The sequence below is a fragment of the Curtobacterium sp. MCSS17_011 genome, from assembly GCF_003224275.1.
Lineage (GTDB): Bacteria > Actinomycetota > Actinomycetes > Actinomycetales > Microbacteriaceae > Curtobacterium.
Genome location: NZ_QKLE01000011.1, coordinates 74,836 through 89,198 on the forward strand (window position 1 = coordinate 74,836; position 14,363 = coordinate 89,198).

General features: G+C 69.2%; 17 protein-coding genes. 2 read left to right on the forward strand and 15 right to left on the reverse strand.

The genetic code is table 11. The features are described 5' to 3' along the window. Positions 1 to 6 precede the first annotated feature (6 nt). Positions 7 to 639, forward strand: a complete 633-nt coding sequence (locus tag DEJ17_RS09765; RefSeq protein WP_110893431.1) for a hypothetical protein — start codon at positions 7 to 9, stop codon at positions 637 to 639. Between the two features lies 1 nt (position 640). Here the strand turns inward: DEJ17_RS09765 and DEJ17_RS09770 are convergent, their stop codons facing one another. The 9 genes from DEJ17_RS09770 to rplS all read right to left on the reverse strand — a co-directional run bounded on the left by DEJ17_RS09770 (position 641) and on the right by rplS (position 8,107). Further along, positions 641 to 1,588, reverse strand: coding sequence for a TIR domain-containing protein (locus DEJ17_RS09770; RefSeq protein WP_110893433.1), 948 nt, complete (start codon positions 1,586 to 1,588; stop codon positions 641 to 643). Positions 1,589 to 1,684: 96 nt separating this feature from the next. Then, on the reverse strand, positions 1,685 to 3,286 hold the full coding sequence (locus DEJ17_RS09775) for a DNA-processing protein DprA (protein ID WP_110893435.1): 1,602 nt from the start codon (positions 3,284 to 3,286) through the stop codon (positions 1,685 to 1,687). Next, positions 3,283 to 4,806 carry a YifB family Mg chelatase-like AAA ATPase gene (locus tag DEJ17_RS09780; protein ID WP_110893437.1) on the reverse strand — a complete coding sequence of 508 codons (1,524 nt, stop codon included), beginning with the start codon at positions 4,804 to 4,806 and terminating at the stop codon, positions 3,283 to 3,285. Before DEJ17_RS09780 ends, DEJ17_RS09775 begins: the two co-directional genes overlap by 4 nt. Next, the gene (locus DEJ17_RS09785; protein WP_110893439.1) at positions 4,803 to 5,192 is read right to left on the reverse strand and encodes a YraN family protein; all 390 of its coding nucleotides are present in this window, start codon (positions 5,190 to 5,192) and stop codon (positions 4,803 to 4,805) included. The genes DEJ17_RS09780 and DEJ17_RS09785 overlap by 4 nt, the downstream gene beginning before the upstream one ends. 151 nt (positions 5,193 to 5,343) lie before the next feature. Continuing rightward, the gene (locus tag DEJ17_RS09790) at positions 5,344 to 5,694 is read right to left on the reverse strand and encodes an Lsr2 family protein (protein WP_017888250.1); all 351 of its coding nucleotides are present in this window, start codon (positions 5,692 to 5,694) and stop codon (positions 5,344 to 5,346) included. Positions 5,695 to 5,811: 117 nt separating this feature from the next. Beyond that, positions 5,812 to 6,135, reverse strand: a complete 324-nt coding sequence (locus DEJ17_RS09795) for a DUF2469 family protein (RefSeq protein ID WP_017888251.1) — start codon at positions 6,133 to 6,135, stop codon at positions 5,812 to 5,814. Between the two features lie 12 nt (positions 6,136 to 6,147). Then, complete coding sequence (locus DEJ17_RS09800; RefSeq protein ID WP_258366749.1) at positions 6,148 to 6,816, reverse strand: ribonuclease HII; 669 nt, start codon at positions 6,814 to 6,816, stop codon at positions 6,148 to 6,150. Between the two features lie 68 nt (positions 6,817 to 6,884). Next, entirely contained in the window at positions 6,885 to 7,628 is a 744-nt protein-coding gene (gene lepB, locus DEJ17_RS09805; protein WP_110859094.1) for a signal peptidase I, read from the reverse strand. 122 nt (positions 7,629 to 7,750) lie between these two features. Then, positions 7,751 to 8,107, reverse strand: a complete 357-nt coding sequence (gene rplS / locus DEJ17_RS09810) for a 50S ribosomal protein L19 (protein WP_110893443.1) — start codon at positions 8,105 to 8,107, stop codon at positions 7,751 to 7,753. A gap of 168 nt (positions 8,108 to 8,275) precedes the next feature. Here rplS and map point away from each other — a divergent pair, with 168 nt between their 5' ends. Next, entirely contained in the window at positions 8,276 to 9,067 is a 792-nt protein-coding gene (gene map / locus DEJ17_RS09815; RefSeq protein ID WP_110893445.1) for a type I methionyl aminopeptidase, read from the forward strand. Positions 9,068 to 9,216: 149 nt separating this feature from the next. Here map and trmD read toward each other — a convergent pair whose 3' ends face one another. The 6 genes from trmD to DEJ17_RS09845 form a co-directional block, all read right to left on the reverse strand. After that, positions 9,217 to 9,909: a tRNA (guanosine(37)-N1)-methyltransferase TrmD gene (gene trmD / locus DEJ17_RS09820; protein WP_110893447.1), complete on the reverse strand. Its 693-nt coding sequence runs from the start codon at positions 9,907 to 9,909 to the stop codon at positions 9,217 to 9,219. A 5-nt stretch (positions 9,910 to 9,914) separates the two neighbouring features. Next, complete coding sequence (rimM, locus tag DEJ17_RS09825) at positions 9,915 to 10,460, reverse strand: ribosome maturation factor RimM (protein WP_181421130.1); 546 nt, start codon at positions 10,458 to 10,460, stop codon at positions 9,915 to 9,917. A gap of 19 nt (positions 10,461 to 10,479) precedes the next feature. Next, the gene (locus tag DEJ17_RS09830; RefSeq protein WP_017888258.1) at positions 10,480 to 10,716 is read right to left on the reverse strand and encodes an RNA-binding protein; all 237 of its coding nucleotides are present in this window, start codon (positions 10,714 to 10,716) and stop codon (positions 10,480 to 10,482) included. Positions 10,717 to 10,719: 3 nt separating this feature from the next. After that, positions 10,720 to 11,133: a 30S ribosomal protein S16 gene (gene rpsP, locus DEJ17_RS09835; RefSeq protein ID WP_027465884.1), complete on the reverse strand. Its 414-nt coding sequence runs from the start codon at positions 11,131 to 11,133 to the stop codon at positions 10,720 to 10,722. 164 nt (positions 11,134 to 11,297) lie between these two features. Continuing rightward, the gene (locus DEJ17_RS09840) at positions 11,298 to 13,433 is read right to left on the reverse strand and encodes an FAD-dependent oxidoreductase (RefSeq protein WP_110893451.1); all 2,136 of its coding nucleotides are present in this window, start codon (positions 13,431 to 13,433) and stop codon (positions 11,298 to 11,300) included. A gap of 4 nt (positions 13,434 to 13,437) precedes the next feature. Further along, a complete protein-coding gene (locus DEJ17_RS09845; RefSeq protein ID WP_110893453.1) occupies positions 13,438 to 14,283 on the reverse strand; it encodes an SDR family oxidoreductase in 846 nt (281 codons plus the stop codon). Positions 14,284 to 14,363 lie beyond the last annotated feature (80 nt).

The following is a 14,363-nucleotide window of genomic DNA, read 5'->3' on the forward strand; positions in this document are numbered from 1 at the left end:
CACACCATGGCAATCGGAGACGCAGCCGCAGCAGCAGGCCTCGCGACCTACACCAGCACCCAGGACCGTCGTCTGGGCTACCAGAACGACAACCAGCGCGGCGACGAGCTGGCAGCCGCACTGGCGCGCATCAAGACGCTGGAGGCGCAGACCATCGGCGTCCCCAAGTTCAGCGTTGCGAAGTCGTCGGCGGGGCAGTCGCTCCAGGCGGGCAACCCCACGTTCTTCACGTCGGCAGCGTTCGCATCCCCGGTCCTCAACAAGGGTGGGTGGACATGGAGCGGGGGCGTCCTGACGGTCCCACGGACCGGCGTGTACACGGTGGTCACGACCATGAAGCTCCAGGCAACGGACTACTACCGGCAGTACTGCGGAATCACGCAGAACGTGTCTGACCCGGCGAACTTGACGGCGGGAGCCTTCATCACTCGCTCCACCGAGTACCCCGGTGACCGCGCGTCCAACCAGTCGAGCAGCGTCAGTCCGTCTTCCACGGCGATGCGTCTCGCCGTGCAGCTCAACGAGGGTGACAAGCTCCGCATGGCCGGGTTCCAGGACAACTACGGAGCGAACACTGTGGGCGTCGATGACGGAGCCACCAGCCTGACCTTTGAAGTGGTGTGGCTGGACAAGGTGTGACCTAAGGGCAGATACCAACTGGACGGGCACGTAGCAGTTGCAGCGCGGCTGCCACTTTGCCTTCTGCTGCGGAGATGACTCCGGGCGGAAAGCGAACCTGCTGGGTGCCGTCCAAGTTGGTCGGCAGGACGACGCCCTGCTCCATGACGATGATGGCGTGATCCCATCCAAGCCGCCCCTGGAAGAACCCGATCTCGTGGATGACATTCTGTCGTCCGTGCCAGGTCCCGTCCTTCATCTCATCCGCCTTGGTAAGGACAAGAACGGCAGCCGTTGAGGCTGCAGCCATGCCCTGCAGGATGTCGCTGATGACCTGACCCGTGCGTGGCAGCGCCTCGAAAGCTTCCACCTCGTACCCGTGGTGGTCACGCAAGCTGTCTCTCAGGTCCTTCCACTGGGAGTCACCGCCATGCCCAATGAACACACGGAAGGGCGGCTGCTGCACCGGAGGAAGCGGAACATACGTCCACGGCTCCAGCATGCTGGTGAGAATCTGTTCGATGGCATCGAGAGTAGGCGGGACGGTCTCATCATCATTGAACATGTGTCCGCCAGACTGGAAGTTCACCTCGGCTTCCCACGGGACGAACGAGACCTCCAAGCTCTTGGACGCCCACGTGCCCTCAATGCGGATCGTCGCGTTCTGAACATCAGGGCGGTCCAGGTCAGCAAACACCCCCGGCTCGTAGTCCTTGACCGGGATGCCCGTCCAGCTGCGGGTTCCGCGTGTGATTGACGTGATGCCCGCCTGGATGCCGCTCAGCTCCCCGGTCTCGCGATATCTGTCAAGCTCGTCGGAGTACTGGTTAGTCCAGTCGTGGCCACGCTTCCTCCCATGCTTCGCGGCACCGCGCTCAAGGCTCGCAACCTCACTCTTGTGTACGAGCGCGACCAGTGCTTCGGCCGCGCCAGAAGTCGGGCGAAGGGCAGGCAGACGAGACGTTTCCAATGGGGGTCCTTCCAATCAGCATCAAGTTACAGGCGACCTCCGACGAGGATCACTCGGACACCCCGGTGGATGCGCTCGTCAAGAACAAGGACCCGGTCAGTTCAACGGCGGCCAGAACTTCTCGAACAGCTCCTTCTCATGCTCGCCGATGGTGGTTGACGACTCCGTAAACGCGTCCTGGAAGAAGTGGTCTAGCGTCACAACCGGGTTCGACATCTCCTCATGCAGGAGCCTCATCGCCAGGGTTGTGAGCACTTGCCCGACCATCCAGTGGGCGATTCTGGCTCGGTCGTCCCACTCTCTGACAAGTTCGATCGGCATCGCGATGGTCACCGGCTCGACTCCGGTTTTAGTCTGCTTCGCGAAGGTCAACCGGTACTCCTGGATGACGGCTGTCTCGTCCTCTGAGAGGTGGAAGGAGGAGACAGGGTTGTGCGCCAACTTGTTGCGCATGGCCGCGATGCGTTCAAGCTCTGCGATCAGCCGTCGCGTGTCTGGCCATTGAGGCACCAGGAGTGTCGCAACAAGTTCTCGGGCGTTCCGGGCGGTCAGAGCCCGCATCGCGGGGCGTGCAAGGTGCGGCTCCGGGTTCAGCAAGAACGCCCCCAGTGACTGCATGCGCTTTTCGATGTGCGCCGCTGTCGAGATGAACTGGCCGATAGCTGCATAGTGCTGTATGTCGGCTTCGGTCGGCTTCGCCTCGACGATGGCGATCATCTCCTGGATCAGAGCGTCGGGAAGCACGTGCACGACGCCCGTGTCCCCGTCATCGTCTTGGTCGATCAACGCCATGTACGTGTGGAAGACGTCCATGACCTCCTCGATGGTCTCGGGCTTCTCAGCTCCGTCGCTGGCAGCGTCGTCAGTCGTCATGGACCGCATCCTAAGGCGACGCATCGACTTGACATTCTGGGCGAGGAAGCGCCACCGCGTCGGTCGCGTCCCCGGCGCCGACTCGGCGAGCAGCGCGCCCTGCCGTGCCACGTTGTGGAGCAGCTGCGCGTTGCCCACCGGGTAGAGCTGGTCGATGCCACCGGCCAGGACCGCGACCGTGGGGGTCCCGGCAGCGACGGCGACACGGTGTGCCACCGCGTCGATGCCGTAGGCGCCCCCGCTCACGATGCGGCACCCCGCGTCCGCCGCCGTCGATGTGATCTCCGCCGCGGCCTCGGCACCCGCCACCGTGTTCGCCCGAGACCCCACGACCCCGAGCGCCGGCAGCCCGTCGCCGAGGCACGTGCCCGAGCTGCGCGACCACAGGACCACCGGGGCGTGCGGCCCCAGGTCGTCCATCGCCGACGGCCACCCCTCGCTCTCGGGGACCAGCAGAGCGGCTCCGACCGCTCCCGCCGCCGTGAGCACGTCCCCCACCTCGACGACGGCGAGTCGGGGCCGCCAGCGTTCCACCGCGGTCTGCAGCACACCGAGCAGCACCGCGGGGTCCTCGGCGCCGGGCACTTCGGCCTCGACACAGCCGCCGAGCAGCGCGTCGAACTCACCGTCGGCGGCGAGCAGCACGGCCCCGAGCGCGCGCTCCGGTCCGAGTCCGGCGAGGAGCTCTCCCGCGACGGAGTCCCCCGGCTCGACGATGGCCGACCACGCGACGCGGGCCGCGGCCGGCACCGGGTCGACCCCAGCACCACTGGAACCGAGCAGGCGCGCCACGGTGTCGAGGAGCTCGGTGCCCGCGGGGATCACAGGGCGCTCCGCAGCGCGAGCGCTCCGCGGACGTGCGCACCCGTGGGCCGCTCGACCGCGTCGAGGTCGGCCAGCGTCCACGCCAGTCGCATCACGCGGTCCCACCCACGCATCGTCAGGGTGCCGAGGTCGAGTGCGCGGTCGAGGTCAGCCGTCGACCCGGGTTCGATGCGCCCCTCGGCCCGGAGCCACGTCCCCGTGACCTCGGCGTTGCGCGACCATCCTGTCCCGCGCAGTCGCTCGACCATCCGAGACCGGGCTGCCGCGACCGCGGCACGCGCGACCGCCGTCGTCGGGGTGCTGCCGTCCGCGTCCCGCATCCGACCCGTCGTCACGCGGGGCACGAGCACCCGGATGTCCATCCGGTCGAGCAGGGGCCCGGACATCCGCCCGAGGTACCGGCGGACGGTGCTCGGGGAGCATTCGCACGGTTGCCCGTGCGCACCACCGGCGTTGCCGCAGGGGCAGGGGTTCGCCGCGAGGACGACCTGGCAGCGTGCGGGGAACTCGGCCGCGCCCGCCGCACGGTGGATCGTGATCCGACCGGACTCGAGCGGTTGCCGGAGCGCGTCGAGCACGGCCCTCGGGAACTCGGGCGCCTCGTCGAGGAACAGGATCCCCCCGGTGGCGCGCGACACGGCTCCGGGGCGGAGGACCCCCGACCCACCGCCGATGAGCGAGACCGCCGAGGCGGAGTGGTGCGGAGCCTCCCACGGTGGTTTCGTGCTCCACGACGCGGGGCCGAGTCCGGCGACGGACCTGACGGCGGCGACCTCGAGCGCGGTCTCGTCGTCGAGGTCGGGCAGCAGCCCGGGCAGTCGCTCGGCGAGCATCGTCTTGCCGGCACCGGGCGGCCCGAGCAGCAGTGCGTGGTGTCCCCCGGCCGCCGCCGCGATGAGCGCCCGGACGCCGACCGGGTTCCCGACGACGTCCGACAGTTCGGCCACGGGACGCGGGACCGCCGTGATCGGGACCGGCAGCACCGGGTCGACCTCGACCGCAGGCAGGAGCGCTCCGGCATCGATGGCCGCCGCCCGCAACGAGTCCACGCCCCGGACCCGTACACCGCTGACCACGCGGGCCTCGGTCAGGTTGCCGACCGGCAGCACCACGCGGTCGGCGCCTGCGTCGCGCGCGGCGACCAGCATCGGGATCACCCCGGGGACCGGACGCACCCGCCCGTCGAGGCCGAGCTCGCCGATGTACACGACGCGCTCCGAGACGTCCGGCGCCAGCCCGGCACCGGCGAGCACGGCCATCGCGATGGCGAGGTCGAACCCGGAACCGCGCTTGGGGATCGCCGCCGGGGTCAGGTTCACGGTGATCCGACGTGCGGGCAGCGGGCACCCCGCGTTCGTCGCCGCGGATCGCACGCGTTCCCGTGCCTCGCCCAGCGAGGTGTCGGGCAGACCGATGATGCTGAAGGCCGGGAGCTGGCTGGTCAGGTGCGCCTCGACCTCGATGCACCGACCGGTGACACCGAGGAGCGCGACCGCAGCCGCCCGCCCGATGCCGGTCACAGCACACCCGCCAGGTGCTCGACGACGGTGCGGGGGCCGTCGACGTGGACCGCGACGACGTCCACCCGGACCGCGCGCGCCGACACCCCGGGATGCGCGTCGAACCACTCGGGCACGAGTCGCCGCATCCGGGTGAGCTTCGCTGCGGTGATCGCCTCGAACGGGTGACCGGTCGCCGCCCCGGACCGGGTCTTCACCTCGATGAACGCGAGCGTGCAGGAATCCCACGCGACGATGTCGATCTCCCCACGGGCACATCGCCAGTTCCGCTCGAGCACACGGAATCCCCGCGCTTCGAGCCAGACCACCGCCCGTTCTTCACCGAATCGTCCGAGTCGACCGTTCCGGAGCGACCGCCCCGTTGGACGTTGCACGTCTTGTTCCATGTCGTTGCCTCCACGACAACGCTCTCCGGAACGAACACCCTGACCGGTGGAGTTGCAGAATCTGTGGAATCACCCCTGGCTGATTCCTCCTGTGGAGGAAAGAAGAAGGACCCGGGCGATCGAGATCACCCGGGTCCTGCCGTGACGAGCGTCAGTGCGCTGCTGCGTAGGCTTCCTGCACCTGGGTCGAGATCCGGCCGCGGGACGAGACTTCGTACCCGTTCTCCTTGGCCCACTCGCGGATCTTGCCCAGCTCTTCCGAGTTGCCGCGCTTGGGGGCGGACTTCGGTGCGGAACCGCCACCGGTGCGACGACCGGAGACCTTGCGCGCTGCGGCGATGTAGTCGGAGATCGCCTCGCGGAACTTGTCGACGTTGTCGTTCGACAGGTCGATCTCGTACGACGAGCCGTCGAACGCGAATTCGACCGTCCGACCTTCACCGGTGGTGATGGGGGAATCGTCGAGGTCGTCGACGAGCTGGACGGTGACCTTCTGTGCCATGGGGTGCTCCTGTTCGTGGGGCGGTTGTTTCCCCATCAGAATAGCGCGAACAATTCCCCGTCAGTTCGGGTCAGCGGCGATTCACCGAGAAAGGAGCAGAAGAAAGTAAATTGACGATCACTCGTCGAGTGCGAGTTCCTTCGGCAGTTCGAGTTCACGCGTCGTGAGTTCCTCGACGTTCACGTCCTTGAACGTGAGGACCCGGACACCCTTGACGAACCGATCGGAACGGTAGACGTCCCAGACCCAGACGTCGTTCATCGTCAGTTCGAAGTAGAAGTCGTGCTCCGTGTCACGGCGCACGAGTTCGACCTCGTTCGCCAGGTAAAAACGGCGCTCCGTCTCGACCACGTAACGGAACTGCGACACCACGTCTCGGTACTCGCGGTACAGGGCCAGCTCGACCTCGCGGTCGTAGTCGTCGAATTCGTCCTCATCCATTGCGCCCACAGTCTACGGCGACGAACGCCCGAGCGGACGACCAGCGAGGGCCGTGATCGCGTCGAGTTCCTCGAACCCGTCCAGCGCGACGTTCGAGGCCTGGTGCAACCACGACTTCCGGTGCAGTGCGTGCGCCCCGATCGTCCGGATCGCGTCGTAGTGGGCCGTCGACCCGTAGCCCTTGTTCGACACCCACCCGTAGTGCGGAGCCTCGTCGTGCGCCGAGATCATGACCGCATCACGAGCGACCTTGGCCACCACCGATGCTGCGGCCACCGAGGCACAGTCGCGGTCCGCCTTGACCCGCACGACGACCTCGAGCGGATCGTCGGCCGGGCGCAGCGACGCCGGCACGGCGCGGCTCAACCAGTCGAACGAGCCGTCGAGCACCACCACCGCGCCGTCGAGTGACACCCCGTCGGCGACCAGGGAGCCGAGTGCCTGTGCACCGGCTGCGCCGAGGGCGGGGACGATGCCCTGCTGGTCGACGAACTCCGCTGACGCCATGCCCACCGCCGTGCGTGCCCACCGCTGCACGACGGGAACGAGGTCGGTCCGGCGCGCTTCGGAGAGCAGCTTCGAGTCTGCGAGCCCCTGGGGCACACGACCGATGTCGAGCGTCACCGCGGCCACACCGACGCCGACCGGACCCGCGATGGCGCCACGGCCTACCTCGTCCATGCCGATGACCGTCACGCGACCCGCAGCCAGTAGGCGCTTCTCGACCCGGAGCGAAGGACGGACTGCCGTCACTCGTCGCGCTCCTCCACGCCGGCGAACACCTCGGGGTGGTCGTCGAGCCAGGTCCAGCGGCTCGCAGGCCAGGAGATGACGAACGCGCGACCGGTGACGTCGGACATCGGGACGAAGCCCTTCGACGGGGTGTCGCCGTTGTACCGGGAGTCCTTCGAGTCGTTCCGGTTGTCGCCCATCACCCAGATGGTGCCCTTCGGCACGGTGACCGAGAAGTCGGTGGCCGAGGCCGGGGCGCCGGCGGGGAGCTTCAGGTACGGCTCCTTGATCGGCACACCGTTGACGGACATCTGTCCGAGGTCGTTGCAGCACGACACCTTGTCGCCCGGCAGCCCGATGACGCGCTTGATCAGGTGGTCGTCGCTGTCACCGGTGCCGAGCCCGACCTGCGTGAGCAGCCAGTCGATGGCCTTGGCGGGCTGGGTGTCCGGCGTGACGCTCGGCACCTCGGACCCGGTGAGCCAGCCGCCCGGGTCCTTGAAGACGACGACGTCCCCCCGCTTCAGCGCCACGGCGCCGGGGACGAGCTCGTTGACGATCACCCGGTCGTTGATCTGCAGCGTGTTCTCCATCGACGCCGACGGGATGTAGAACGACCGGATCAGGAAGGTCTTCACCAGGAACGACACGAGCAGTGCCGCGATGAAGATGATGACGAGGTCGCGGAGGAATGTGAGGACTCCGTTCCGTTGCTTCTCGGCACGTGGCCTGCGCCCGGAATCCTCTGTCGTGTCCGTCATTTCCGCTCTCGTTCGAACCACTGACTCCCCGCAATGGGAAGAGCCCCCCGTCGATGCACAACCGTACATGGACGAGGGGCTCGCAGCGCCGTCCGGCTCGCGGACGTTCACTGTGAAGGCGATCAGGCGTCGCGCTTCTCCTTGATCTTGCGGCGGGCCGCCTTGCCGCGGAGCTCGCGCAGGTAGTAGAGCTTCGCACGACGGACGTCACCCTTGGTGACGATCTCGATGTGGTCAATGATCGGCGAGTGCACGGGGAACCAGCGCTCGACGCCGACCTGGAAGCTCACCTTGCGGACCTTGAAGGTCTCGCCGATGCCGTGGCCCTGACGGCCGATGACGACTCCCTGGAAGACCTGGACACGCGAGCGCGTGCCTTCGATGATGTTGACGTGCACCTTGATGGTGTCGCCGGGGCGGAAGTCCGGGACGTCGGTACGCAGCGATGCTGCGTCGACGTTGTCGAGGAGCTGGCTCATGGTGGGTTTCACTCTCTGCGGACGCGCACGGGTCGCCGCGGATCGAAGGTTCGGAAAGTGGTGGTGCGTGCCCGGTGTCGGCGACTCCCCCGTGGCAGAGTCCAGCCAGGGCACAGCGTTCAATACTGCCACAGAGAGCGCGGGAGACAAAACGACGAGGATGGACCCATGATCGAACTCCGCACCCCCGCCGAGCTGGACGGACTGCGCGTCGCCGGCCGGTTCGTGGCCGACGTCCTCGACGAACTGCTCGAGACGGTCGACGTCGGCGTCAACCTGCTCGACCTCGACCGCGTCGCGGCCGGGATGATCGCCGAACGCGGGGCGGAGAGCTGTTACGTCGACTACCACCCGTCGTTCGGCATGTCGCCGTTCGGCAAGAACCTCTGCACCTCGGTCAACGACGCTGCTCTGCACGGCCTGCCGCACGACTACACACTGCAGGACGGCGACCTCGTGAGCCTGGACTTCGCCGCGAGCGTTGACGGCTGGGTCGCGGACTCCGCCGTCAGCGTCCAGGTCGGCAGGCCCCGCGACGAGGACCAGGCCCTGATCGCCACCGTCGAACGGGCACTGGCGGCCGGCATTGCCCAGGCCGCTCCCGGCAACAAGCTCGGCGACGTCTCGCACGCCATCGGTCACGTGGCACACCAGGCCGGTCACGACGTCAATCTGCAGTTCGGCGGGCACGGCGTCGGTCGCACGATGCACGGGGACCCGCACGTGCCGAACGACGGCCGTCCGGGTCGCGGCCTGAAGCTCCGGCCGGGACTGGTCGTCGCGATCGAGCCGTGGCTGATGCAGACCACCGACGAGCTCTACCAGGACGACGACGGCTGGACCCTGCGCAGCGTCGACGGCTCGCGTGCCGCGCATGTCGAACACACGGTCGCGGTCACCGAGGCAGGCCCCGAGGTCCTGACCCTGCGTCGCGCCCAGCGCGCCGACCTGACCGGCTGACGGACTGGAGGCACGGTGCGGGCCCGCCCCGTGCCTCCAGGCAGACGCTACGGAGCCGGGTTTCGTGCTCAGCGACCGTTCACGCGGAACGAACCGCGAGGAGTGTCGCTCAGCCCGAAACTCGTCCAGCAGGCAAGCGCGCCAGCCGGTCAGGAAGGCGGCAGTAGGTCGGGACGGACGCGCCGCGTCCGCTCCAGCTGCTGCTCGTGCCGCCACGCGCCGACGCGGGCGTGGTGCCCGCTGAGCAGGACGTCGGGGACGTCGATTCCGCGCCACGACGCGGGCTTGGTGTAGGAGGGGTACTCGAGCAGGCCGTCCTCGTGGGACTCCTCCACCAGCGACTCGGGGTTGCCGACGACACCGGGGACGAGACGGCCGACGGCCTCGATCATCGCCATCGCGGCGACCTCGCCGCCGTTCAGCACGTAGTCGCCGAGCGAGAGCTCGACGACGGTGGCGCGGGACGACGCCCACTCGAAGACGCGGGCGTCGATGCCCTCGTACCGCCCGCAGGCGAAGACGAGGTGCTCCGACGTCGACGCGAGCGAGCGCGCGATCGACTGCGTGAAGGGGGTGCCGGCCGGCGTCGGGACCACCAGGGTCGACGAGCCGTCGGGGCGGAAGAGCGCTTCGAGCGCCTGCGCCCACGGCTCCGGCTTCATCACCATGCCGGCGCCACCGCCGTACGGGGTGTCGTCGACGGTTCGGTGCCGGTCGGTGGTCCACGACCGCAGGTCGTGCACGTGGAGGTCCAGCAGGCCGCCGGAGCGCGCCTTGCCCAGCAGGGACACGTCCAGCACGGAGAAGAACTCCGGGAAGATCGTGACGATGTCGATCCGCACGGGAGCTAGTCCGTGACCGTCTCGGGGCGGGACGTGTCCTCGGGGTCCTCGAACAGGCCCTGCGGCGGTGTCACCGTGACGGTGCCGGCCGAGATGTCGACCGCGGGCACGATGGCCGAGACGAACGGCACGAGGACCTCGCCGCGGGACGGCGTGTCGATCGCGAGCAGGTCCTGTGCCGGCATGTGGTCCACCCGGGCGACGGTGCCGACCTCGACGCCGTCGCGCAGGACCTTCAGCCCGACGAGCTGGTGGTCGTACCAGGCGTCGTCCTCACCGGTCTCGGCGTCGGCGTCCTGCTCGACCCAGAGGATGATGCGTGCCAGGGACTCGGCCGCGGTACGGTCGTCGATCCCGGCGAAGAACGCGACGGGGTGACCGTTGTACCAGCGGAGTTCGTCCAGCTCGAGGGTCTTGCCCGACCACGGTGAATCGTCGGGGACCTGGAGCGTGAAGGTGGCGCCCGGGGTGAACCGACGATCCGGGTCGTCGGTGTAGAGCTCGAGCTTGATGCCGCCCTTGAGCCCGTGCGCCTTCGTGATTCGACCCACCCGGAGCTGGGTCGTCTCCCTAGGAATCGGTGTCCACCACGTCGACCCGCACGCGCTTGCCGTCGGCCAGGGCCGTGACGAGGGTGCGGAGCGCCTTGGCGGTGCGCCCGGCGCGACCGATCACGCGGCCGAGGTCCTCGGGGTGCACGCGCACCTCGAGGACCTCGCCGCGTGGGGAGGTGGAGCTGGCGACGCGCACGTCGTCAGGGTGATCGACGATCCCCTTGACGAGGTGCGTCAGCGCGGATTCGAGCAAGGACTACGCCTCGGTCGTCTCGTCGGCGGTCTCGGCGTCGTCGGCCTTGGCGGCGGGAGCCGTCTTCTCCGACTTCGGCTTGAGCACGGCCTTCTTCGAGGAGTCGACCTGGAAGGCCGGCTTCGGCTCGGCGACCTTGACCTTGGACTCGGTGTCCTTCTCGCCCTTGAACTTGGCCCAGTCGCCGGTCAGCTTGAGGAGGGCCGCGACCTGCTCGGTCGGCTGCGCGCCGACGCCGAGCCAGTAGAGCGCACGCTCGGACTCGATCTTGATGACCGAGGGCTCCTCGGTCGGGTGGTACTGACCGATCTCCTCGAGGACACGACCATCGCGCTTGGTGCGCGAGTCGGCGACGACGATGCGGTAGTAGGGCGCACGGATCTTACCGAGACGCTTCAGACGGATCTTGACAGCCACAATTGCTCCTGTTTGCTTTCGTTGTGGTTGAACTGGAACCGCGGGCGTGGGGGCACACACGGCGAAAGCTCGAGAGAGATCGCTCACAGCTGGATAGAGGGTCGAGCTGCGGCGATTCGACCGTTCATTCTTGCAGATTCCCGGCCGTGATGCGAGCCGACTCGCTACGGCGCGAGGCGCCGCACCGCTTCGAGGGCCTCGGACGTCGCCCGGACGGCGTCCACGCTCCGTGCGTCCCGCGCGCCGCCGACGACGGCGTACGGGACGCCGGCGGTCTGGAGGCCCGTGGCGAGTCCGTCGGGCGCGTCGCCCTCGGCGTCGCTCGAGCGCTCCTGCCCGGCGCAGACCACGACGGTGTCCGCTGACACGCCCACCTCGTCCCCGTGCTCGTCGCGGATCCAGAGCACCCCGGGTTCGATGCGCAGGTACTCCTGCACGCCGCCGACCATCCGCACCCCGGCGTCCCGCAGCCGACCGATCGCGACCCAGCGCGAGGTGATGCCGATCCCCTGGCCGAACTTGCCCGAACGCCGGAGCACCGTCACCTCGGACCCCGGCCGGGTGGTGCGCTGTGCCGCTGGGAGCCGCTGCGGCACGTCGCCGACGAGTTCCTCGGACACGTCGAGGTCCCAGCGGGCCGCGAACTCGGCGGCCCGGACGACCTCGTCGGGCGACTCGGTCAGGAACGCCGCGGTGTCCACCCCGATGCCGCCGCCGCCGATGATCGCGACCGTGCCCTCCGGCACGCCGTCCCGCAGTGCCTGCTCGTAGGACAGCACGTGCGGCAGGTCACTGCCGGGGACGTCGATGCTCCGCGGGACCACGCCGGCCGCGAGCACGACGGCGTCGCTGTCGACGAGGTCCGCAGCCGTCGCCGGGCGTCCGAGGTGGATCGTGGCGCCCCGCTCCGCGAGCTCGGCGCGGGCGGACCGCACGGTGGCGGCGTAGTCTTCCTTCCCCGGGACGAGTGCGGCGAGGTCGAACTGGCCGCCGAGGCGGTCGGAGGCCTCCCAGACGGTGACGTCGTGGCCCCGTCGGGCGGCGTCCACCGCGGCGGCGAGCCCGGCCGGTCCGCCCCCGACGACGTCGACGCGCTTCGGGTCCGCGGTCGGCCGTGCGGGGAAGGCCACTTCGCGGGCCGCCCGCGGGTTCACGAGGCACGACACCGGTGCGCCGATGATCGAACGGTCGAGGCATGCCTGGTTGCAGCCGATGCAGGTGTTCACCAGTGCGAACCCGCCCGCGAGCGAGCGCGACACGATGGCGGGATCGGCGAGGAACGGCCGGGCGAGGGCGACGGCGTCGATCAGGCCGTCGCTGAGCACGGCGTCACCGTCCCGCAGGTCCGTCATCCGGTTCGACGCGATCACGCGGACGTCCGGGTACGGGGACGAGCGCACGACGGCAGCGATCCGTGATGCGTACGCCAGCCAGGCCCCGTGCGGCACCGAGGCCTGCACGGTCGGGGTGCGGGACTCGTGCCAGCCGATGCCGACCGAGATGCCGTCGAGCCCGAGCGGCAGCAGGTCGTGCACGAGCGCGTCGACCTCGTCGTCGGTCGACGAGCCGGGCATCAGGTCCGCGCCGGACAGCCGGATCGTCACGGCAAGCTCCGGCACCGCGGCGCGCACGGCCCGGACGACCTCGATCGCGAAGCGCCGACGCCGTTCCGCATCGCCGCCCCACTCGTCGTCGCGCAGGTTCGTCAGCGGCGACTGGAACTGGTTGATCAGGTACCCCTCGGACGCCATGATCTCGACGCCGTCGAACCCGATCGCGCGGGCGGTGCGGGCGGCGGCGGCGAAGTCCTCGATGGTCCGCTCGACCTCGGCCGACGTCAGCTCGGTCGGCACCACGCCGCGGGCGGCTGCCCAAGGAAGGGCCGTGGGTGCCACGACGCGCTGCGGGTCCCCGTGCCGGTCGACCATCCCCGCGGCGAGGGCGTACCGCCCGGCGTGGAACAGCTGCGCGAGGATCGTCCCGCCCTCGTCGTGCACGGCGTCGACCGCCACCCGGAACCGCTCATCGGCGCCCCCGACGCCGAACACCGCGAAGTCGGGACCGCCGCGGGCCTCGTCGTTCACCGCGATGCCGCCGGTGATGATGCACGCCGCTCCGCCGGCCGCCCGTTCGCGGTAGAACGCCGCCATGCCGGCTCCGCCGTCGTCGCGTACCTCGAGCCCGGTGTGCATCGACCCCATCACCACCCGGTTCGCCAGGTGCAGGGGGCCGAGGGTCCAGGGTGACGCGACCCTCCGGAGGGACTCCGGCACGACGGGGGCGGAAGCGACGCTGCTCATGCGCCTATTCTGCGGTGTCCGAGCCCGGAGCGTCGGCCGGCAGCACCGCGTCGCGGAGGGGCGACGTCGTGTCCGACCAGTACGGCGGCGCGATGACCGTCAGACCGCCGTCCACCGAGAGGACCTGCCCGGTGATGTACCCGGCCTTGTCCGACAGCAGGAAGTCGACGGCGTCGGCCATGTCGTCGGCCGTCCCGGGGCGCTGCAGCGGGAGCTTCTCGAGCACGGTGTCCATCGGTGCCTGGCCGGGGACCTTCGTGTAGAAGTACTCGAGCGAGTCGGTGTCGATGAGGCCGCCGTTCACCGCGTTGACGGTGATCTGGCGCGGACCGAACTCCACCGCCATGTACTTCATGTACGCCTCGCTCATCGACTTGGCGGCACCGAGTGCGGCGTAGGTCGGGAACGCCCGGAGCGATCCGTACGACGTCACGACGACGATGCGGCCACCGCGGTCCATGAGTTCCGCGGCGCGCTGGGCCCCGAGCACGAACGAGCGGGCGTTCGTGGCGTAGCTGCGGTCGAGGTGGTGCAGCTTGAGGTCGGCGACGGGCTTGAACGCGCTGGCGGCAGCGTTCGCCACGAACATGTCGAGGCGTCCGTAGGTGTCGCGCACCAGGTCGAACAGGGCGTCGATCGACTCCGGCTGCTCGATGTCGACCTGCGCCGTGATGCCGTCGCCGCCGGCCGCCTTGACGTCGGCCAGGGACTCCTCGGCCAGGTCGGCGTTGCCCTTGTACGTCACCACGACGGTGACGCCACGCTGGCCGAGCTTCTGCGCGAGCAGGCGGCCGATGCCGCGCGAGGCACCCGTGATGAGTGCGATGGGAGCGTTGGTGGAGTCGGTCACTGCGGTCCTTTGCTGACGGTGGTGGGTGACGGACGGGAGGCGCGGGGCGGGCCCGCACCGCGCCTCCCGTCCGGTACTGG

Coding starts and splice junctions, on each gene's coding strand:
- DEJ17_RS09785 (WP_110893439.1), bottom strand. CDS start 5,192: ATGGAACAAGACGTGCAACGTCCAACGGGGCGGTCGCTCCGGAACGGT.
- DEJ17_RS09790 (WP_017888250.1), bottom strand. CDS start 5,694: ATGGCACAGAAGGTCACCGTCCAGCTCGTCGACGACCTCGACGATTCC.
- lepB (WP_110859094.1), bottom strand. CDS start 7,628: ATGACGGACACGACAGAGGATTCCGGGCGCAGGCCACGTGCCGAGAAG.
- DEJ17_RS09800 (WP_258366749.1), bottom strand. CDS start 6,816: ATGGACGAGGTAGGCCGTGGCGCCATCGCGGGTCCGGTCGGCGTCGGT.
- rplS (WP_110893443.1), bottom strand. CDS start 8,107: ATGAGCCAGCTCCTCGACAACGTCGACGCAGCATCGCTGCGTACCGAC.
- DEJ17_RS09840 (WP_110893451.1), bottom strand. CDS start 13,433: ATGAGCAGCGTCGCTTCCGCCCCCGTCGTGCCGGAGTCCCTCCGGAGG.
- DEJ17_RS09795 (WP_017888251.1), bottom strand. CDS start 6,135: ATGGATGAGGACGAATTCGACGACTACGACCGCGAGGTCGAGCTGGCC.
- DEJ17_RS09765 (WP_110893431.1), top strand. CDS start 7: ATGGCAATCGGAGACGCAGCCGCAGCAGCAGGCCTCGCGACCTACACC.
- map (WP_110893445.1), top strand. CDS start 8,276: ATGATCGAACTCCGCACCCCCGCCGAGCTGGACGGACTGCGCGTCGCC.